This is a genomic window from Bacteroides sp. RTP21281st1_H5_RTP21281_210402 (assembly GCF_040918965.1).
Lineage (GTDB): Bacteria > Bacteroidota > Bacteroidia > Bacteroidales > Bacteroidaceae > Bacteroides > Bacteroides congonensis.
Genome location: NZ_JBCOWR010000003.1, coordinates 275919 through 299302, shown reverse-complemented (window position 1 = coordinate 299302; position 23384 = coordinate 275919). Strand labels below are relative to the sequence as shown.

General features: G+C 44.2%; 11 protein-coding genes. 9 read left to right on the top strand and 2 right to left on the bottom strand.

The genetic code is table 11. The features are described from left to right. Positions 1–4 precede the first annotated feature (4 nt). The 7 genes from AB5443_RS06750 to AB5443_RS06720 all read left to right on the top strand — a co-directional run bounded on the left by AB5443_RS06750 (position 5) and on the right by AB5443_RS06720 (position 12719). Positions 5–760, top strand: a complete 756-nt coding sequence (locus AB5443_RS06750) for a creatininase family protein (RefSeq protein WP_368113513.1) — start codon at positions 5–7, stop codon at positions 758–760. A gap of 374 nt (positions 761–1134) precedes the next feature. Beyond that, on the top strand, positions 1135–4383 hold the full coding sequence (locus AB5443_RS06745) for a TonB-dependent receptor (RefSeq protein WP_368113512.1): 3249 nt from the start codon (positions 1135–1137) through the stop codon (positions 4381–4383). A gap of 20 nt (positions 4384–4403) precedes the next feature. Beyond that, positions 4404–6152 carry a RagB/SusD family nutrient uptake outer membrane protein gene (locus tag AB5443_RS06740; RefSeq protein ID WP_277133189.1) on the top strand — a complete coding sequence of 583 codons (1749 nt, stop codon included), beginning with the start codon at positions 4404–4406 and terminating at the stop codon, positions 6150–6152. Positions 6153–6168: 16 nt separating this feature from the next. Next, positions 6169–7851 (top strand): hypothetical protein, encoded by a 1683-nt coding sequence (locus AB5443_RS06735; RefSeq protein WP_277133187.1) that lies wholly within the window; start codon positions 6169–6171, stop codon positions 7849–7851. Between the two features lie 13 nt (positions 7852–7864). Beyond that, entirely contained in the window at positions 7865–9577 is a 1713-nt protein-coding gene (locus tag AB5443_RS06730; protein ID WP_277133185.1) for a hypothetical protein, read from the top strand. Between the two features lie 12 nt (positions 9578–9589). Continuing rightward, complete coding sequence (locus tag AB5443_RS06725; RefSeq protein WP_277133183.1) at positions 9590–11152, top strand: PQQ-binding-like beta-propeller repeat protein; 1563 nt, start codon at positions 9590–9592, stop codon at positions 11150–11152. 22 nt (positions 11153–11174) lie between these two features. Continuing rightward, positions 11175–12719: a hypothetical protein gene (locus tag AB5443_RS06720; RefSeq protein WP_277133181.1), complete on the top strand. Its 1545-nt coding sequence runs from the start codon at positions 11175–11177 to the stop codon at positions 12717–12719. A gap of 454 nt (positions 12720–13173) precedes the next feature. Here AB5443_RS06720 and AB5443_RS06715 read toward each other — a convergent pair whose 3' ends face one another. Continuing rightward, entirely contained in the window at positions 13174–13707 is a 534-nt protein-coding gene (locus AB5443_RS06715; RefSeq protein WP_277133179.1) for a GNAT family N-acetyltransferase, read from the bottom strand. A 95-nt stretch (positions 13708–13802) separates the two neighbouring features. Next, positions 13803–16235 (bottom strand): ATP-binding protein, encoded by a 2433-nt coding sequence (locus AB5443_RS06710; protein WP_368113511.1) that lies wholly within the window; start codon positions 16233–16235, stop codon positions 13803–13805. Positions 16236–16456: 221 nt separating this feature from the next. Between AB5443_RS06710 and AB5443_RS06705 the strand changes: the two genes are divergently transcribed. Together AB5443_RS06705 and AB5443_RS06700 are read left to right on the top strand one after the other, a co-directional pair. Continuing rightward, the gene (locus tag AB5443_RS06705) at positions 16457–19156 is read left to right on the top strand and encodes a hypothetical protein (protein ID WP_277133177.1); all 2700 of its coding nucleotides are present in this window, start codon (positions 16457–16459) and stop codon (positions 19154–19156) included. Positions 19157–19165: 9 nt separating this feature from the next. Continuing rightward, positions 19166–23365 carry a malectin domain-containing carbohydrate-binding protein gene (locus AB5443_RS06700; protein WP_368113510.1) on the top strand — a complete coding sequence of 1400 codons (4200 nt, stop codon included), beginning with the start codon at positions 19166–19168 and terminating at the stop codon, positions 23363–23365. The last annotated feature ends 19 nt before the right edge of the window (positions 23366–23384 follow it).

The window sequence follows — 23384 nt, the reverse complement described above, 5'->3', positions numbered from 1 at the left end:
GCATATGAATAAAGAAGTTGATTTATCCATATCTTGTTATGGAAAAGTAAAAGACAGGAAATATGATATTGTGGCATTGCCGTGGGGAGCTACCGAACCTCATAATCTGCATTTGCCATATATGACGGATTGTATTCTTTCCCATGATGTAGCGGTTGATGCCGCATTGATAGCTAAACAGGAATATGGCGTGAACTGCATGGTCATGCCGCCCATCGGCATGGGGTCACAAAATCCGGGACAACGGGAATTACCCTTCTGTATCCATACGCGTTATGAAACTCAGAAAGCCATATTGACGGATATCGTTTCTTCCCTTTATGTTCAAGGCATCCGTAAATTGGTAATAATCAACGGGCATGGCGGCAATACTTTTAAAAGTATGATTCGTGATTTGTCGGTAGACTATCCTGACTTCCTGATAGCATCAAGTGAATGGTACACCGTATTAAAGGCAAAGGACTATTTTGAAAATCCGGGCGACCATGCGGATGAAGTCGAGACGTCAGTGATGATGCATTATCATCCCGAACTGGTCAATCTTGAAGAAGCAGGGAATGGAGAATACAAAACCTTTGCCATACAGTCTTTGAATGAAAAGGTGGCGTGGATTCCCAGAAACTGGGGAAAAGTATCCAAAGATACCGGTGTCGGCGACCCGCGTGGAGCTTCTGCGGAAAAAGGTAAAAAGTTTGCAGAAGCAGTTGCGGAAAAATATGCAAAGCTCTTTGACGAATTGGTGAATCAGGAACTTTACTAGATTGCAAAAAAATATAGTGACGCTATCCTTGCGTGATAGTGACGGTATCCGGTAAGTATAGCGTCACTATGTGGACAGGATACCGTCACTATCCCAAAAGACTGTTTCTAACGAATAATCAAGAAACTGAATCTATTGATATAAGTCCTTCTGAAAATAAAATCCGGAAGGACTTTTCTTTTTATATTCCATTTTCCTACAAATAAAAGCTAAATCATATCTTATTGAAAACGAACTTGTTACTACGAGAATCTTTATTGAAAATAAAAAAACTTCAGAAAAAAACGCTTTTTCCCTCACCCGCTTCTTAATCTCGTGTGTCCACTAAATACAAAGAGATTAAGAACCTATTTATAACTTTAAACAAACTAAGTATGAAGAACAGAGTATTGCTTGTATTGTTATTGAGCTTTGCTGTAAGTCTTGCGGCATCGGCTCAGAAAATAACAATGAATCTTCAACAAGTCAAGTTGGAGAAAGTATTTTCGCTCATTACCAAACAGACAGGGCTTACGGTAGCTTACAGCCGTACGATTGTCAACCCCGAACGGATTGTCTCCGTTCAGGCAAAAGACAAAGACCTTTCCAAAGTATTAGATGACTTATTTGCGGGTACCAATGTGGCTTATGAAATTGGGGAGAAGAAAATATACCTCAAAGCAAAAGAAGCCCCCGTTACATCACAAGGAAATCAGAAAACAAAGAAAATAACGGGAACCGTGACAGATACCAAAGGCGAACCGGTAATTGGTGCCAGTGTATTGGTGAAAGGAGCGGGGACAGGTACTGTGACAGATGTAGATGGTAACTTTACATTGGATGCTCCGGCAGATGCACTTCTGGCTGTCAGCTATATCGGTTATAAGACACAGGAAGTAAAGGTAGGGAATAAGCACTCATATTCTATCCAGTTGCAGGACGATACGGAAGTTCTGGATGAAGTCGTAGTAGTCGGTTACGGCGTGCAGAAGAAATCAAGCCTGACAGGTGCAGTCGCTTCCATCTCTTCCCAGGAAATCAGCAAACAGGTATCTTCCAATGTCGCTTCAACCTTACAAGGACGTACACCGGGTGTAGACATCGTACAGCAAGCCGGTGTGGCGGGAGCAGATGTCAACATCGTGATTCGCGGTGCCGCTTCTTTTGGCGCTACCGAACCTCTGTATGTCATCGACGGAGCATTCAGTAATGCCGGATTAAGCTCATTGAATCCCAATGACATTGAATCTATCGAAGTACTGAAAGACGGTGCGGCTGCCGCTATCTACGGCTCACGTGCAGCCAATGGCGTCGTTTTGATTACTACAAAGAAAGGAAAGTCCGGCAAGCCCGTCATTCAGATAGACGGTTCGTTCGCTTTCCAGAAAACGACTAATATTCCGGAGTTTCTCAATGCGTCGGAATGGAGAGAATTTGCCAATATGGTGGCAGACAACAGTGGCTTGCCTCATGCACCGGAGAATGATAATCCTACCAATCCGAACCTGAATACCGACTGGTCAAAAGAATGGATACAGTTTGCCCCGGTATGGAACCTGAATGCCAGTATCGCAGGTGGTGGAGACAACTCTACTTTCAGTACAAGCCTCGGTTATCTTGACCAGACCGGCATGACGATTTATTCGGATTATAAACGTTATAACTTCCGCCTGAATACCTCTTATAAAAAAGGACGTTTCTCATTTTCCGAAACCCTCGGACTGACCCATAAGGATAAAACTCCTACTACAGCTTTCAACATAGCTTTGCCGACATTACCTATTTATGATGAACAAGGACGGTTTACTTCGGGTGGCCCTGATTATTACATCAACCCCGAAGATGGCAAGGCGCAGAATAAGATAGCCCCATTGCATTATACTGACCAGTTCAATAAAGTGACGGATTTAATCGGCTCTTTGAACGCCCAACTGGATATTTGGGGCGGCTTAAAATACAAATTATCGTTAAGCGGAAATTATAGCAATAAGCATAATTATACCCATACACCTGAGTACTACACAAAATGGAACTCAGATGGAACTCCCGATAAAGATTACGGCAATACACGCAACAGCGTATCGGAAACAAGAGGTGAAGAATTTACTTATACGATTGATAACTTGCTGACTTACAACAAGACATTCAACCGTCACTCAATAGACGCTTTACTAGGAACAAGCTGGATGAGAGAATACTATCGCTACATGACCAACTCTACCATTAACGACTTGGGTGGAACGGATATCACCGGATTCCAAAATGAAGATGGCAAGATTTCGGCAGGCGACAGTAATGCGGCATTACTTTCTTTCTTCGCCCGTGTGAACTACGATTATGATAATAAATATCTGCTGTCCTTGAGTATCCGCCGGGACGAATCTTCCAAGTTTCATAAAGACAATAGGGTAGGTTACTTCCCCTCTGTTTCCGCCGGATGGAATGTACATCAGGAGAAATGGTTCCAAAATCCTGTAATGAGCAAATTGAAGATTAGAGCCAGTTACGGTGAGTTGGGAGCCAACTTCCTCAACCCCTATAATTTCGACGCGATAGCTTATGGGCCTATTCCCTACACGGTAGGCGGAGAGCGCTATGTGACAGGACGCGCAGCCTATCTGAAATCGAAAGACCTGAAATGGGAAACTGCCAAAACCACAGATATTGGTATCGAACTGGGCTTCTTCAACAATGACCTGACTTTATCATTAGACTATTTCGTGAAAAAGAACGTAGATTTGTTGGCGCAGATTGACTTGAACCTGTCTTCCGGGCAAATCTTTGAAATCAACAGTTCACGTGAAAAACCGTACGTCAATACAGCTTCCGTAAAAAATACAGGATGGGAGTTTATGATGAATTACAGGAAACAATTGACGAAAGACTTCCATATAGATGCGACATTCAATATCGCAACGTTGAAAAATAAAGTATTATCATTGGGGGAAAACGTGCAGCCGATTACTTCCGGCGCAATGTCCAGCTACTTTAATGATGCAGCTTCCATTACCATGCCGGGAGAAGCAATCGGTTCATTCTATGGCTATAAGATTGATGGTTTTGATGCGGAAGGAAATTTCATCTTTGCGGATACGGACAAGAATGGAGTAGTCAATGCAAATGATAAAGTCATTCTGGGCAGCCCTATCCCTGACTTTACATACGGCTTGAACATCAACATGGAATACAAGGACTTTGATTTGACTGTTTTCTTCCAGGGAGTGCAGGGAAATGATATATTCAACCAGAAAAAGTACACCTATTATTTTGATTATTCCAACAATGTGGTCAAAGAGGCTATGAATGGATGGACGAAAACAAATAAGAATACGGGAATACCTGTCATGAAAACCCAAAACACTAGTGGCGGAAACTCTCTGCCGAGTGAATTTTATGTTGAAGACGGTTCCTATTTACGTCTGAAGAACCTTCAGTTAGGCTATTCACTGCCTAAAAAGTGGCTGGAAGCAATCCGGTTCAATAAACTACGCGTTTATGCAGGCGTACAAAATCTGTTTACGCTGACCAAATACTCCGGTTATGACCCCGAAGTAAGTTCTAACGTATTGTTCTCACGTGGGATTGACATCAGTTCATACCCCAATGCCCGAACGTTCACTTTTGGTTTTAACGCTTCATTCTGATAACTAAAAATATGATTCATATGAAAAACTATAAGAAAGTATATGCCGCATTTATCTTGGCGAGCGGCTTGATATTACACGGATGTAACGGTATCTTTGATGACCTGGCTATCAATCCGAATCAGCCGAGTATGGGAGCTTATTTCACCAGTCCGTCCGCTGTGAATGACGCAGTGATGACCATGTACGGATATATGTCTACACAACGCTGCCTGGGAGCTTCCGGCTCTAAGACCACGATAATCCGTTCTGACGAAGCATCGTCCAATTCGGATTATGGAAAGCCGGGTATGTTCGGTGCCGACTTGAATGCCAGTTATTACACCATCGAGCAACCTTATACATTGATGTACACCACAGCATCCCAGGCATCCTACATCATTGAAACCGCCCCGTCTGTCGATTTTAGCGGCAATGAAGAACTGCGGAACGCATATATGGGTGAAGCCTATTTCTGGAGAGCCTTTGCGCACTATTACCTGTTGATTAATTTCCGGAACATATCTCCCATCAGACAGATGCCGAGAAACGGCGATGACTATGTTCGTCCCTTAGAGAAACCTGCCGCTGTATGGAACTTTATTCAGGAAGACCTGGCACACGCGAAAGAACTGTTGCCCGTGAAGGGATATTGGGACAGCAAGAATGCCGGTCGTGTGACAAAAGCTTCCGCAGCCGCCTTATTGGGAAAAGCTTACCTCTACCGTAGTGGAATCGAGCAAAATTATGGCGAAGACAAGACTACATTTTACAGTGAAGCCGCCAAAGAATTTGCTGATATTATAGACGGAAAATACGGAACTTATGACCTGACTAAAAATTATGCTGATAATTTTGATGTCGCTCATGAAAATAATGAAGAATCAATCCTTGAGTTTCAATTCTTGGGCGATGTCGATAATGCAGGATTCAATCCGGGGCTTGCCACTTCCGGTCTAGCGTTCGATTCACGTGGATTGATGTTGCCGGGAGCGGGAGTAGGTTATGAAGGCGTAGTGCATAACTGGCTTTATAACGCGTTTGTGAATTCGATAGACAAAGACGGCTATACTGATATCCGAATGTTCTCCACAATGATATTCAATGATTTGGATGCGGACATTCATTTGAGAAATGACGCAGGTGGCAACCCGATACGTCTGAAAGGCCCCGGTGGATATAAATGGGAAGAACTTTATCCCGCAAAGAATGAAAAAGAGGGATTCGCCACTGTATCCAATCCTTTGGCGCACCCATTCAAGGCAGGTATCAGGAAAGGGATTGACTGTTCCATGCCTACACAAACGGAAGCGGACGGGACTCCTAAACTGGTCGGTGTAGGTGCAGGTGTCAAGGAGTATGTGTATAATCAGCCCCGTGCCCATGGAGTGAACTGGCGATATATCCGTTATGCCGATGTGTTGATGATGTATGCGGAAGCTGTCGTCAGCGGTGGTGCACAAGCATCGAACATGACTCCCTTGCAGGCAGTAAACAAAGTACGCGGACGTGCCAACATGAGCGAACTCCCTTCCGTAACCATGGCTGATATTCAGAATGAAAGAATCCTGGAATTTGCCTTGGAAGGGCATCGTTTCTATGATTTGCTCCGTTGGGGCAAGCTGGCCAGCCGTTTTACGGAGTTGCAGGAATCTGATCCTAACTTCAAGAAGTTCATATCGGCAGATGACTTTAAAGGATTCGTCACCAACAAGCACGAATGGTTGCCGATTCCTATTAATGAAGTGAATTCCAATCCTTATATCACAGAAAATAATCCGGGATATTAACTAAGAAAGAATTAGCATGATAAATTTGAAAAATATTGCGGTACTACTGTTCAGTCTGGTAGTACCGGGCATAACTATTGCCCAGACAGAAGTACTTTACAATGGCATACACCTGCCTGAACAATGGCCGCCCCGCTATGCGGAGCCACAAAAAGCACAAGATATGCCGATACCCTATCTTAAACAAAAGCCGGGAGTAATCCCGGTAAATATAGGGCGGCAACTATTTGTTGATTCCTTTCTGATTGCAGAAACCAATCTGGACAGAGTCATCCATACTCCCCGGTTTTACGAAGGGAATCCGGTACTCGGCCCTGACAAGGAATGGGAAAAGACAACCGAAGGCGGGCTCTACGCTGCCCCCTTCAGTGACGGGATATGGTATGACGAAAAAGACCGGAAGTTCAAAATGTGGTACCTGGCCGGTGCAGGTGTCCTTCACAAAGGAGACAATCAGACCTTTTATACTGGATATGCCGAATCGGAAGACGGTAAGCACTGGACAAAACCTATACTGGATATTTGGAACCAGACCAATATTGTAGATACCTGCAATCGTGACGCAGCCACTATCTGGTTGGACAAACAGGAGAAAGACCCGTCCAAACGGTATAAGATGTTCAATGTCGAACGCCGTCCCACCGACCGCAGATGGCAATTTATCTTGAAATACTCGTCAGACGGGATTCATTGGGGAGAGGGAGTGGCCCAGTCCGGTGATTTATACGACCGTTCATCGGCATTCTACAATCCGTTCCGTGATGTGTGGGCATTGAGCATGCGTTATGGGACAAAAGTCTCTTCCCGTTCACGCAGCTATTTGGAAAATAAAGACCCCGAAATGGCAGTAAGTTTCGCGCATCGTATCCGAAAAGGAGTGCCGGACAAGAATATGGTCTACTGGTTTACTCCGAGCAATAAAGAGCCGCGTCATCCGGAGTTTCCGGAAGTCGACCCCGGTATTTACAATTTTGATGCCATTGCTTACGAAAGTATCATGTTGGGACTTTACAGTGTATGGCAGGGACCGGAGAATGGAGTCTGCGCCAAACTGGGGATTCAGAAAAAGAATGAAATCTTTCTAGGGTATAGCCGTGACGGCTTCCATTTCTACCGTCCTTCTTTCAAGCCTTTTATGGCAGTGAATGAGACGGAAGGAGCATGGAACTGGGGAAATATGCAGTCTATCAACGGAGTGCCTCTGGTAGTAGGAGATTCACTTTATTTCTATTCCAGCGGACGTCAAAGAAACAAGATTATGTGGGATAGCTACACATCTACCGGACTGGCTACTTTACGCAGGGATGGTTTTGTATCCATGCATGGAGATAAGGACGGTTATCTGCTGACGGAGAAGATTCGTTTTGACGGCAAGCATCTTTTTATCAATGCAGATGTAAAAGGTAGCCTGAGCGTAGAAATCCTGGATGAAGATGGGAAACCATTGGAAGGGTTTACCCGGAAAGACTGTGTGCCGATGAAGAAAACGGATAAGACAAAACAATTGGTCACATGGAAGAAACACCGGGATATGGCATCACTTGTCGGGAAGGCTGTCCGACTGAAATTCTATCTGGATAACGCTGATATATACGCATTTTGGATTTCTCCGTGGCAAACGGGCGAAAGCCGCGGATATACAAGCGGCGGCGGGCCAGGACTGTCAGCTAGCGGCATAGATGTTCCTGCAAACCAATAAAAGATAAATGACTATGAAACGTTTATTTTATATACTACTATTCTTCCTGCCTTGTATGCTGATAGCTTGCGGTGGCAGTGATGATACTCCGGGTGGAGACAATAATCCCCCGGTCGTGGTTCCGCCTGGCGAAGAGCCGGTAGATTCACGGCTATTGTACAACGGGATTCGTCTGCCCGAACAGTGGCCGCCGGTACGTTCATCTTCGTCTGAACTGGAAAAGGGAATGTCACCTTTTTATCTGTCGGATAAACCTTCTGTTATTAATATTTCGGTAGGACGCCAGTTGTTCGTAGACAATTTCCTGATAGAATCCACCAATCTGAAACGTACGTTCCATTATCCTGAATATTATCCGGGCAATCCGATACTGACACCGGAACAGGATTGGGAGAAAACCGGGACAAAAGGTGCGGCATTTGCCGCTCCTTTCAGCGACGGGGTATGGTATGACGAAAAGGAAGGAAAATACAAGATGTGGTATATGGCAGGTGGCGGCTCTTATGCAACTAGTGGGGCGGGAGTGACTTGCTATGCGGAATCAACGGACGGAATCAACTGGACGAAACCGACTCTTTCCGTTGTAGCCGGAACAAATATCGTTGACTATAACTCGGAACGTGACGCATCCGTTATTTGGATGGATAAACAGGAAAGCAATGCATCGAAAAGATACAAGATGTTTTTAGTGGCGCGTGAAGCCGGAAAATGGAGATATAATTATAAAACTTCTTCAGATGGCAAGGTCTGGCGTGCCGCCGCACAATCGGAACCGGTTGCCGACCGCTCCACAGTCTATAAGAATCCGTTCAGAAACGTATGGGTATATAGTATGCGGCACAATGTCCGGATAGACGCAAACAAATTAGTCCGTGCAAGGGATTATAATGAAAATGCCGACCCGCAAGCCGGCACAAAAAAAGCGGAAGCATTATTGAGTGCATTTTGGTTCGGTCCGTGGGCGAATGAACAGCGTCATCCTGACTATCCGGACATCGCTCCTGCGATATACAATCAGGATGCCACCCCTTATGAAAGTATTATGTTGGGATTCTTCTCCGTTTGGCAAGGGCCGGAAAACGATGTTTGTGCTTCGGACAACGTAATCAAGAGAAATCAAGTCATGGTGGGATATAGCCGCGACGGTTACAGTTGGTTTCGTGAGGACATGAATCCTTTCCATGCCGTAAATACGACAACTCCGGACGCATGGAACCAAGGTAATTTGCAATCCGTAGCCGGAGCGCCGTTAATAGTAGGCGACAAACTCTATTTCTATCTGAGCGGCCGTCGTTTGAGAGGCACACAGGAGATTACCACTACCGGACTGGCCATGCTTCGCCGCGATGGATTTGCGTCTATGAAAGGAACAGGAGAGTTGCAAACTTCCTTACTGAAATTTGACGGTTCTCACTTCTTTGTGAATGCCGACGTTACGGGAGAAATGAAAGTTGAACTTTTGGATTCCGGCAATAAAGTAATCGAAGGATTCTCAAAAGACGAGTGCAAAGCCTTTAAAGGGGATAATGTAAAAGCGAGGATTGAATGGACAGGAAACGCTTCGTTAGCCTCTTTAAAGGACAAACAACTGAAAGTGAAATTCTATATTGATAACGGTGAAATATTCGCTTTCTGGATTTCTCCTTCCGTGAACGGGGAAAGTATGGGCTACACCGCTGGCGGAGGGCCCGGATTGAATATTTCCGGAATAGATAAAACCAATTAAAAAATGAATACTATGAACAGATTAGCTTATTTATTATCATTGATTTGTATTCTTGCATTTTCTTCTTGCGAAGAGGATAAGGTATATTATAACACTGCGGCAAAGGCAGACTTTACCATTGGTGAAAGTATGTATGAATTGGGACAGGCTGCTGTCTTTAAAGATGCTTCCGTGCCCGATGAAGGGAATCGGATAATAGCATGGTTATGGGAGTTTGGAGACGAAAAGAAATCTGTCTCAACGGAACAGAACCCAACTTTCGTTTATCCGTCGGACGGTACATTTACCATTAAACTGACGGTGACCGACAATAACGGTTTGAGCGCGACAGCCAAGAAAGACCTTACCATCTTGGATCCCGCTAAAGCAATCAATGTAATGTGGCAGAAAGAAATGGGCGGAGCTATTGAAAGTACAGTCTCACCTGCATTGTCGGCTGACGGTAAAACGGTTTATATGATTACCGACCAGACTTCCACAGGAGCATTCGACGTGAAACTTTTTGCCTATGATACGGAAAACGGAACACTGAAATGGGCATTTGACGTAACTGCCAATATGAATGAACTGAATCCGGGCGGAGGGGCAAGCATGGTATATGCAAGTCCGGCAGTGGGACCGAATGGAGATGTATATATTGTGGTTCGCGATTTGAAGCCGGCTACTTCTGAACATCCCCGTGCATTATTCTTGTTTGCCGTAGGAAGCAACGGCAGCAGGAAATGGGCGTACAAAGCCGCCGATTCCAATTTGTATGCTGTCACTCCGGCTATTGACGCATCCGGTAATATCTACTTCGGACATCGGGGAAAGAAACTTATCGTATTAAGTCCGGCCGGTGATATAGTCAAAGAAATAGCTTTAGATGTGGAAGTGTTGTCCGGTATGTCTCTGTCGAAAGATGGAACTGTCTATTTCGGCTCTTCCAAGAATACGGGATATTTTGGTTATGATTTTGCTACCGGTACTCAAAAGTTTGTTTATCAGAAAGATTTGGGTGGTACGGCATTGAAAGGAAACTCGTACACAGTAGGAGCGGACGGAACTATTTATACCGTAGCCGAACTGACATCAGGTGGCGCTATTATAGCTTTGAATCCTGACGGAACGGAAAAATGGGTACATAAAACTCCAGGCGCCATTGTCAACGGTGGTGTTGTGATTGGTACGGATGGAACGCTTTATGCCAACGGTGGAAATGCTGTTGCCGGTGAAGCTTCGGCAGGTGTTATCGCTTTAAATCCGGACGGTTCTTTAAAATGGCATTATGCTACAACGGAGAACGTCAGCAACTGTGTGCCAATCGTTGATAACAGAGGATATGTCCACATCATCTCGGACAAAGCCATCTATTATATTGTGAAACAAGACGGTAGTCTGCTTGCATCCGCTGAATTAGGAGTAAAATGCACTTCCAGTCCGGTAATGGATTCAAAAGGATATTTATATGTCGGTGTAGAAGCTGTTGCAGGTGCGTCTGATATGGTATGTATCTCATCCGGAGCTACATCTTATGCAGATTCAGCGTGGCCGATGAAAGGACAGAATCCACAACGGACGGGCTTACAAAAGTAAGTATCTTGAAAGACCGATGATTATGAAGAAATATTCATTATTGACAGTTTTCTTATTATTGATGTGCAATGTTTCCGTATGCGGGCAAACAGGACGTATCCTTTTTGTTGATACAACATTAATTGAGAAAACAAATCTGCAACGGATACATCATTCGCCTGTCTATTATCCAGGCAATCCTGTTTTGAAAGCTGACAAGAAATGGGAATTGAATATAAACGGCGACCCTTATGCCGCTCCTTTCAGCGGTGGCGTATGGTATGATGAAGAAGAGCATAAATTCAAGATGTGGTATTCTGCCGGTGGCGGGAAGTTATTGGGTCTCGTCACTTGCTATGCAGAGTCGTCCGACGGGAAAGTCTGGACAAAACCGGAATTAGACGTTGTGCCGGGTACCAATATCGTAGATACATTAGAACATGATTGCGTTTCCGTATTGCTTGACAAATTTGAGAAAGACCGGACAAAACGTTATAAAATGTTTGTTGTAGAATTTAACAATCGCTTCACGGTCAGTATGAAACTGAAATATTCTTCTGACGGAATCCATTGGAGTGCGCCGAAGGCTCTTTCGGGAGAGTTGTATGACCGTTGTGCGGCCTATTACGACCCGTTCCGCAAGAAATACGTCCTGTCATTGAAAACCATAAATGGAGTGTATAGGCGTTCACGCAATTATTTGGAACATGAAGACCCGGAAATGCTTGTTAGTCTTGCACATAGGATATATGACAATAAGAGGGATAAGTTTATCCGTTATTGGTTTAATGCCGATGAGGATGACCCGCGTCATCCTCAATTCCCCAGGTTGCGTCCGCAGATATACAATCATGAAGCAATGCCGTATGAAGGCTATATGTTAGGCTACTTCACCGTTTGGCAGGGCCCGGAGAACAATGTTTGCGACAGCCTGAATATTCAAAAAAGAAATGAAGTCCTGATAGGTTGGAGCAAAGACGGTTTCCATTGGAATCGGGAAAACAAGAAACCTTTTCTTCCTGTCAGTGAGGATTTTCATGCATGGAATGCGGGTAATGTACAGTCTACTGCGGGCAACCCTCTGATAGTCGGAGACTCCCTTTATTTTTATGTCAGTGGACGCTATAATAGCAAGCCGAAACATGATTCCAACTTTGCCACAGGGCTTGCGATGCTTCGTCGTGACGGGTTTGTCTCGATGCGGGCGGGGAAAAAGGAAGGTTATGTGGAAATTAAAACCCAGATTCCGGCAAATGGGAACTATTTGTTTGTAAACGCAGATGTGAAAGGGACTTTAGCGGTAGAAGTTCTGAGTGATAACGGGCAGCCAATAGAAGGATTCACTAAAAGAGACTGCATATTAATGAAGAAGTCGGATAAGACGAAACAGATGATTTCATGGGAGAATCATCCGGAACTGAAGCCTTTAGCGGGAAGAACGCTCCGGTTAAAGTTTTATCTGAATAAGGCCGATTTATATTCATTTTGGATTTCCGAATGGCAGACGGGTGAAAGCGGTGGATATACAGGCGGTGGCGGACCGGGCTTATCGGACAAAGGTATAGATATCCCTGTGGAGCGGCAGTAACTCAATTATGATTATAGCTTGGCTGCTATGAGTAATAAGAGGGAAAGAAAATTAGTGTAAAGCTCATTTATTACCTAAAATGTATAGATATATTTGTAAATAGTGTATTGGTGCCATTCTTACTCTTAAACTGTTTTCTTTTTATTATACAAGATGCTAATAAACTCATTTTGCGTTTTTAATAAATAATGAAACAGTTTATTATAAACGGGTCTTACGTTTATAATAAACAATATTCGGGCTAATTTACTAAACGATACCGAATATATTAAACAAAACGGGGTGGAATCGTTGCAGATTTCACCCCATTGATATTCTTTTGGATACACAGGCATGTCTCCAAATTATTACTTTATGTCTTTATTTTTGTATATTTCATTTTTATTTCGGCTGATTTGTTATGGCAAATATACGAAATAAAAAAGGAAAAGTCAATAGTTCCTTATTGATAATATTATTTCAAATTAATATGATACAATACGTGTTTACACAATGCATGTTCCTTAGGAACGAGTGGATGCTTAAATTCTTTCACGCGTGTCATGCCTATCTTTTGCATTACACGTTCCGAACGAAAATTTGGCAAAGATGTGAACGAATACAGTTCCTTAATACCCAAATGATTGTGGGCATATTCCAGACAAGCGCTTGCTGCTTCAGGAGCGTAGCCATGTCCCCAATATTCATGTCCCAGTCGCCAACCGATTTCTATTCCCGGTGCAAAGTCAACATCAAATGTAATCTGGTGTAATCCGGTATATCCCATAAAAGCATGGTCTTCTTTGCGCTCGACGGCATATAGTCCGAAGCCACAGGTATGAAACTCATTTTGAATACGTTGATAAAAAGCAAATGTCTCTTCCGCAGTTAGCGGATTAAGAAAAAATTCCATGACATGAGGGTCGGCATTCATATGTGCGAATGCCGGAATGTCTTCCTCTTTCCAGTCACGGAGAATCAAGCGGGGCGTTTCTATATATATTTGCATAATTGTGAAAATAATAATTATGCAAATATACGATTTAATTTATTCTGAAAAGTACACTATTGTTTAAGGGATTAAAGATTCCGTTTATATTTGATTTAGTCGGCAACATGATACGGATGCGTGAACCAAAAGCTGGAACCAACTCCTTCGGTTGATTCAACGCCAATCTCTCCATCCATTTGCGAAACGATGCTTTTGCAGATGGAAAGTCCGAGCCCCGTGCCTTGAACAAAACTGTCCAGCTTCACAAAACGCTCAAATACACTATCTTGCTTGTCTTTCGGTATGCCTACGCCCGTGTCGCGCACATAGAACTTGATTTTTTGATGTGATTCTTGTTCATATCCTAAAGTAATGCTTCCATGTTGGGTGAATTTCAGTGCATTGTTGATAAAGTTACTAATCACTTGAACGAATCTGTTTTTATCCGTGTAGATGTAACATTCCGGCATTGTTTTCTCAAGAATCAGTTCTACATTATCGCTCACTTTCATACCCATTGACTTGATAATTTCTGAACAAGTCTCGTTTACATCCACATTCGTATATACAAAATTGAATGTGCCGGCTTCTATTTTCGAAAGGTCGAGAATATCAGAGATAAGTTGCAGGAGCAGCTCGTTGTTCTCCTGCACGATTTTGATATAGTCCTGCCGTTCGTCCCTGCTGTCCGTCTCCGCCATCAGACTGGAAAAGCCGACAATGGCATTGAGCGGAGTACGTATTTCATGGCTCATATTAGCCAAGAAAGCAGATTTCAGGCGATCCAGTTCTTCCGCTTTGTCGCGGGCGACAATCAATTTCTGTTCAGTCTCTTTCAGCGGCGTAATATCATAATTGATACACAACATGTCAATAATTCCATCCTGCGGCCGATAATCCCTGACCATCACATTGATACTTGTCCATGTATATTTGCCGTTATCCCTGCAAACGCGGACTTCTTTGCGTAGACTGGTCGATTTCCCTTCCCTGACCTCACGTACAAAGTTCCTTAAGACTGCCTGGTCTTCGGGAACTACATGAGAATATACCCCGATAACCTGCGGCATGGGAATCCCTTCTTGTTCTCCCAGATTCCTGTACCATGTATCCTGTGCATATCCGTCTCTTGTCATCACATTGAAATGGGCGAATCCCACATTGGCATAATCACCGATCAGAAGAAACAAGTTTTCAAACTCCTGTATTTTGGTATATGCATTGGTCGTTTCTGTCGTATCTATATTGATGAACAGATAGTTGATAAATTGATTTTGCGAATCATAGAGAGTAGTAACCTTGGTTGTAAGGTTGATAACTCCCGTTCTGTGGGTTTTCACATATTGTTTTATTTTCGAGAAATCATAATTGATTGAGAAATTCACATCTTCCTTAGCTTTCAGCTTTTCTTTTACTTCTAAGGGAATATTAGGGTTATTGAAAAGGTTGATTCCTAATGCTCCGTTCTTGTCAGCCAAGCCGAATATCTCAAGTTCCTTATCATTGATGTCCACCAGATACCCGTCCTTATCATACAGTTCGATGCCTGCGGGCAGATTCTTATAGATATTTCTCAGAATCTTTTCACTATGATCCAAAGCGCGGCGATCCTCTTTTGCCTGAAGTTCCGATTTCCGTAGCTCTATGCAGATACTGATAATGTTGGCAAGGGAAGAGAACCACTGAAGGTCGACATTGCTCCAACTGCGGTAAGTATTGACCATGTCAATGCCCATATATCCCCAAACCTCGTCTTTGGCTACCAACGGGACTGCCATCAATGACTTGATGTCCTGTGCTTCCAGCAAGGTGCGATATTCCTGAGCTTCCGTAGGCATGTCGTTTAATGTATTCAGGATAATGGATTTCCTGTCCGTAATTTGGCGGTTCCACCAAAAAGAATCATCCCAAAATATATTCTGTAAATTGTCCCGTTCTTCAGACACCCCTTCTGCGACCGCTTCATATGTGCAGTTCTGTACCTGTCTCTCTCTATCTATTTCAACGATATAGGTGCGGTCTCCTTTGAACTGCTTGAGAATGTCTCCTAATATCCGGTCAATTACCTGTTGCGTATCATCGCTTTGCAGAAAAGCAAGCAATGAATATGAAATACTGTTTTGCTGATAAAGCAGGCTGTTGACTTGAAGAAAATCTATATTTTCGTTCGAGTTATCGAAAGGCTTGTCTATACATTGTAGGTAACCGACCATATTTCTATAGCCCTCTTTGTCCGGCTTCTGAAAGTTGATTTTGGAATACACCCAAATCTCTTCGTCTTTGGCTTGCATGGGAAACATCTGTTCGTAGATTTCCAGATTTGAGAGGGACAGGAATTCGTTTTTAAGCCGCAACCGATGGTCTTCCCGTATTCTTTGATGAAAATCCGTGAAACTGATACGGTTACTGTTAAGACCGAGCAAGTCTACAATAAAGTCGGAGCAGATATATTCTTTATTTTTCAAATCTGACTCCCACCATCCCATTTTGGCCATTTGAGCTATCTGAAGGTATTTTTCATAGTCAAATTTTGATTGTTCATTCATATTGTTTGTTCCTTGTTTATTGTTTACTGTTTGAGAAATTAGCTTGCAAAGATAAGTATAACTTTTAAATAATGAGGGGATTGCATACTTGCGCAAAGCGAAAAGTGGAACTACGGTATCGAATAGTGGCAAAATGGTAGAATGAGTACAAACAGAGGATTATTTCGTCTTCCTCTTAGATAAGAACTGAATTTATATAATTAATAATATATATCAGAAGAATGAAGAATACCAAATTATTCATGTTTGCGGCATGCGCACTTCTATTGACAGCGTGTGGCAAGCAAACCGTGAAAATTATGACTCCGCCGGATGCGTCCAACCGTGTCCTGTTCGGTGCGGAGCAGTTACAGACTACCTTGGATAAAGCAGGCTATCAGGTAATGATGCAACAGGGAGACACCACATTCTCCGATCCGGAAATAAAGACAATTCTGCTGACGGAAGTGAATGATACCACTTTGAAGAAAGAGGGTTTTCATATTACGACTGCCGGCAATCTTACCAGAGTTTCTGGCAGGGACGGCAGCGGCGTAATCTACGGATGCCGTGAACTGATAGACTGTGTGAACGATTCGGAAGGCAAACTGAACTTTCCGGAAGAACTGAAGGACGGGCCGGAAATGGTGCTTCGTGGTGCTTGTGTCGGTTTGCAGAAAATGACTTATCTGCCGGGACACGGTGTTTATGAATATCCCTATACGCCCGAGAGTTTCCCGTGGTTCTATGATAAGGAACAATGGATTAAATACTTGGATATGTTGGTTGCCAACCGTATGAATTCCCTGTATCTCTGGAACGGACACCCGTTTGCGTCATTGGTGAAACTGGAAGATTATCCGTTTGCACTGGAAGTGGACGAGGAAACATTCAAGAAGAATGAAGAGATGTTTTCTTTCCTTACGGAAGAAGCGGACAAGCGTGGTATTTTCGTTATTCAGATGTTCTATAATATCATTCTCTCGAAACCGTTTGCTGAACATTACGGACTGAAAACTCAGGATCGTAACCGTCCCATCACTCCGGTGATTGCCGATTATACACGCAAGAGCATTGCCGCCTTTATTGAGAAGTATCCGAATGTAGGATTACTTGTCTGCTTGGGTGAAGCGATGTGTACGGTAGAAGATGATGTGGAATGGTTTACGAAAACAATCATTCCGGGAGTAAAGGACGGATTGCAGGCATTGGGGCGTACGGACGAGCCGCCTCTCTTGTTGCGTGCACATGATACGGACTGCAAACTGGTGATGGATGCCGCACTGCCGATATATAAGAATCTTTATACCATGCATAAGTACAACGGTGAGTCTCTGACAACGTATGAGCCACGCGGCCCCTGGTCGAAGATTCATACGGATTTGAGTTCTCTGGGTTCTATCCATATCAGCAATGTACATATCCTGGCAAATCTGGAACCGTTCCGATGGGGTTCTCCTGATTTCGTCCAAAAAGCGGTGCAGGCCATGCACAATGTACATGGCGCCAATGCCCTGCATCTTTATCCGCAGGCTTCTTATTGGGACTGGCCATATACTGCCGACAAACTGCCGGATGGCGAACGTGAGTTCCAATTAGACCGCGACTGGATTTGGTATCAGACATGGGGACGCTATGCATGGAATTGTCATCGTGACCGTACGGACGAGGTAGGTTACTGGAACCGGCAGTTAGGCAAGTTCTACGGAACATCTGACGAAAATGCGGGTAATATCCGCGTTGCTTATGAAGAAAGCGGGGAGATTGCTCCGAAACTGCTCCGTCGTTTTGGTATTACGGAAGGAAACCGCCAGACATTATTGCTGGGTATGTTTATGAGTCAGCTTGTCAATCCTTATAAATATACTATTTATCCGGGATTCTATGAAAGCTGCGGGCCGGAAGGCGAGAAGCTGATTGAATATGTAGAGAAAGAATGGAAGAAGCAACCTCATGTGGGTGAAATGCCATTGGATATTATAGCTCAGGTAATAGAGCATGGAGACAAGGCGGTAGCGGCCATTGACAAGGCAGCCGCTTCCGTATCATCCAATAAGGATGAATTTGCACGTTTACAGAATGATATGCATTGTTATCGTGAATTTGCGTATGCATTCAACCTGAAGGTGAAAGCTGCGAAACTGGTATTGGATTATCAATGGGGAAAGGATATCAAGAATCTGGAAGAAGCGATTCCGTTGATGGAACAAAGCTTGGAGCATTATCGCAAACTGGTGGAACTGACAGACGGGCATTATTTGTATGCGAACAGTATGCAGACTGCACAACGCCGTATTCCTATCGGTGGAGATGATGGCAAGAATAAGACTTGGAAAGAATTGCTGGTACATTATGAAAAGGAATTGGAGAACTTCAAAGCCAATCTCGCCCTGTTGAAAGAAAAGCAGAACGGAAACGCTGTCGCTGAAACTGTGGAAATCGCTGCCTGGGCTCCTGCCGCAGTAAAACTTATGTCGAATTATCCGACAGTGAAAGTAGATGAGAGTATTTCCCTGTTTACTGATATTTCCGGCAAAATAGAAGCGGTAGCTCCCGAACTGAAAGGTATGCAGGCATTCCGCTTCAATGGAAGTGAGCAACGCGAAAAGGGAACAAGCATTACTTTTGAGACGGACGCTCCGGTAAAATTAATGGTAGCTTACTTCAAGGACGACCAAAAGAAATATGCGAAAGCTCCGAAATTGGAAATTGACGCTTCCGCCAATGATTACGGACAGGCGGAACCGGTATTGACAAACGCGGTTCGTATCAACGGAATGCCTCTGGCAAATGTACACGCATATAGTTTCACGCCAGGAAAGCATACCTTGATGTTGCCCAAAGGGTATCTTCAAGTGTTGGGATTCACTGCTGCGGATACGAAAGCCCGTAATGCCGGACTTGCCGGAGACGAAGAAACAATGGATTGGCTGTTCTATTAATATTGGATAATGAAAAGATTATTACTGACAATCTCCTGTATGGTAACTGCCCTGTCCGTTCCTGCGCAACATGAAGTTCCGCAGGAACGGATGGAACAGATTTACGAGGAAGTGAAGACACCGTATAAATACGGGCTTGCTGTCGCTCCAGCAGATAATTATCATAAGATTGACTGTCCCACCGTTTTTCGTCAGGGTGACAAGTGGTTAATGACTTATGTCGTTTATAATGGCAAGAGCGGTACGGACGGCCGTGGATACGAGACATGGATAGCGGAAAGTGAAAACCTGCTCGAATGGCGCACTTTGGGGCGCATCCTTTCTTATCGGGATGGTAAATGGGATTGCAACCAGCGCGGCGGTTTTCCCGCATTGCCGGATATGGAGTGGGGTGGAAGCTATGAACTGCAAACGTATAAAGGTCGTCATTGGATGACTTATATAGGTGGTGAGGGCACTGGTTACGAAGCTGTGAAAGCTCCGCTTTTTGTCGGTCTGGCATCTACGAAAGGAGACATTTCCACCGCACATGAATGGGAGTCATTGGATAAACCGATTTTGAGTATCCATGATAAGGATGCGCAATGGTGGGAAAAACTGACTCAATATAAAAGCACTGTTTATTGGGATAAAGACAAAACATTGGGAGCACCGTTTGTGATGTTCTACAATGCGGGCGGCCGTCATCCCGAAACGGATTTGAAAGGGGAACGTGTAGGAATCGCACTCTCCAAGGATATGAAAAGATGGAAGCGGTACGCAGGAAATCCGGTCTTTGCACATGAAGCGGATGGAACGATTACAGGAGACGCGCATATCCAAAAGATGGGGGATCTGTATGTGATGTTCTATTTCTCCGCTTTTGAGCCTTCACGAAAATACAAGGCATTCAATACGTTTGCCGCCAGCTATGACTTGGTGAACTGGACGGACTGGAAGGGAGCGGATTTGATTATTCCTTCCAAGAACTATGATGAACTGTTTGCACATAAAAGTTATGTGGTGAAACATGACGGAGTAGTCTATCATTTCTATTGTGCGGTCAATAACGCAGAACAGCGCGGCATCGCTATTGCTACAAGCAAGCCGATGGGACGCTCGGCTGTTCGTTTCCCCAAAGCGGAAACAAAGAACCGCAGACTTATCACAGAATTGAATGAGGGCTGGAAAACCTGGATTACAGAAGCTACCCATTTAAAGGGCAATTTCATGATGCCTGCGAAAACAGTGAATATTCCCCATAATTGGGATGACTATTACGGATACCGTCAGTTAACGCATGGAAATATGCACGGAACTGCCATGTATGTGAAGGATTTCACTACAGATAAGAAAGCAGGGAAGCGATATTTTCTCCGTTTTGAAGGAGTGGGTACATATGCTACCATTAAAGTGAACGGGCAGGATTTCGGTCGCCATCCTGTGGGACGTACTACATTGACATTGGATGTTACCGATGCCTTGAAACAAGGAACCAACCGGTTGGAAGTAAAGGCCGGGCATCCGGAAATGATAGCGGATATGCCTTGGGTATGCGGCGGCTGTTCCTCGGAATGGGGATTTAGTGAAGGCTCCCAACCGTTGGGTATCTTCCGCCCTGTGGTGCTTGAAGCAACGGACGAGATTCGTATCGAGCCTTTCGGCGTACATATTTGGAATGATGAAAAGGCAGCGAATGTTTTTGTAGAGACAGAAGTTAAGAATTATGGCAAGACAACTGAAACTGTAGAGTTGGTCAATAAACTGAGTAATGCGGATGGCAAACAGGTTTTCCGTCTGGTGGAGAAAGTAACGTTGGCTCCGGGAGAAATGAAAGTGATTCGTCAGCAGTCTCCTGTCGGGAAACCCGTTTTATGGGATACGGAGAATCCATATCTCTATAAACTTGCCAGTATGATTAAGCGTGACACGAAAACGACGGATGAGATTTTTACGCCGTTCGGTATCCGTACTATAAGTTGGCCGGTGAAACGCAATGACGGAGACGGACGTTTCTATTTGAATGGAAAACCGGTATTTATTAATGGTGTATGCGAATATGAACACCAGTTCGGGCAAAGCCATGCTTTCAGCAAGGAACAGGTAGCCGCAAGAGTAAAACAAATGCGTGCGGCAGGTTTCAATGCTTTCCGTGACGCCCATCAACCGCATCACCTCGATTATCAGAAGTATTGGGATGAAGAGGGTGTCTTGTTCTGGACGCAATTTTCTGCCCATGTGTGGTATGACACACCGGAATTTCGTGAGAACTTCAAGGGATTGCTCCGCCAATGGGTAAAAGAACGCCGTAATTCTCCATCGGTAGTGATGTGGGGATTACAGAATGAGAGTACACTACCTCGTGAGTTCGCGCAAGAGTGCAGTGAAATCATTCGTGAAATGGATCCGACTGCACGTACGATGCGTATCATCACCACTTGCAATGGCGGGGAAGGTACAGACTGGAATGTGGTTCAGAATTGGAGTGGTACATATGGTGGAGATGTGACCAAGTATGGTCGTGAACTCTCTCAACCCAATCAGTTGTTGAATGGAGAATATGGAGCATGGAGAAGTATAGATTTGCATACGGAGCCCGGAGCATTTGAAGTCAATGGAGTATGGAGCGAAAGCCGTATGTGCCAGTTGATGGAAACTAAGATTCGCTTGGCTGAACAGGCTAAGGACAGTGTATGCGGACAGTTCCAGTGGATATATAGCAGCCATGACAATCCCGGACGCCGACAGCCGGATGAAGCATATCGTAAAATAGATAAAGTAGGGCCGTTCAATTATAAAGGACTGGTTACCCCTTGGGAAGAGCCGTTGGACGTCTATTATATGTATCGTGCGAATTACGTTCCGGCAGCAAAAGACCCGATGGTCTATCTGGTATCCCATACATGGACAAACCGTTTTGAGAAAGGACGCCGTCGTGCCACTATCGAGGCTTATAGTAACTGTGACTCAGTATTGCTATATAACGGTGTGACTGATGAAAAATCCACTTTTCTCGGACGTAAAAAGAACAACGGAACAGGTACTCATTTTATGTGGGAAAACCGGGACATCCGTTACAATGTCCTTCGTGCCGTAGGTTACTACAAAGGAAAACCTGTTGTGGAAGACCTGTTAGTACTTGACGGACTGGAGCAAGCCCCTGATTTCGAAGTTCTTTATCAGGAAGAAAAGCCTGTATTGAAAGGGGAAGCAGGATACAATTATATTTATCGTATCAACTGCGGTGGCGATAACTATACAGACAGTTTCGGTCAATCATGGTTGCAGGACAATACGAATTATTCCCGTTCGTGGGCAGAAAACTTTAAGGGACTGAATCCTTATCTTGCAAGCCAACGTATTACCAACGACCCGATTCGCGGTACTCATGATTGGGCATTGTTCCAACATTTCCGTTTCGGACGCCATCAACTGGAATACCGTTTTCCGGTATCAGATGGTACCTATCGCATTGAGTTATATTTCACGGAACCTTGGCATGGAACAGGTGGAAGTGCTTCCACTGATTGTGAAGGATTACGTATTTTCGATGTTGCCGTGAATGATTCTGTCGTGTTAGACGATTTGGATATATGGGCGGAAAGCGGGCACGACGGAGTGTGTAAGAAAGTGGTGTATGCGACAGTAAGAGGTGGAACATTGAGGATACACTTCCCGGAAGTGAAAGCAGGACAGGCTTTGGTTTCAGGTATTGCTATCGCTTCCACAAATACGGATTTGAAGCCGGCGCAATTTTCCGCGTCCGATTGGAGTTGGGAAAAAGCAAGTAAGGAAGTGATGGAAAAAACGCCCAAAGAACTTCTTCCTGAAGATAAGAACGCCCGTGTCAGCGTGGCCTACGAAGCGGAAGCCGCTACGTTGAAAGGTAAATTTCAAAAGAAAGAACACCGTAAACAGACAGGGGTGTTTTTCAGCAAAGGAAAGGGTAACAGTATCGAATGGAATGTCTCCACCGGATTGGCGCAAGTCTATGCCCTGCGTTTTAAATATATGAATACAAGCGGAAAACCGATACCTGTATTGATGAAGTTCATCGACGCGAAAGGTGTAGTGCTGAAAGAGGATATCCTTACGTTCCCGGAAACACCGGACAAGTGGAAAATGATGAGTACCACAACCGGCACATATATTAATGCCGGACATTATAAGGTGCTGCTTTCGGCAGAGAATATGGATGGTCTGGCGTTCGACGCATTGGATATTCAGTAAGGCTTTCCGGAAGTCAGGC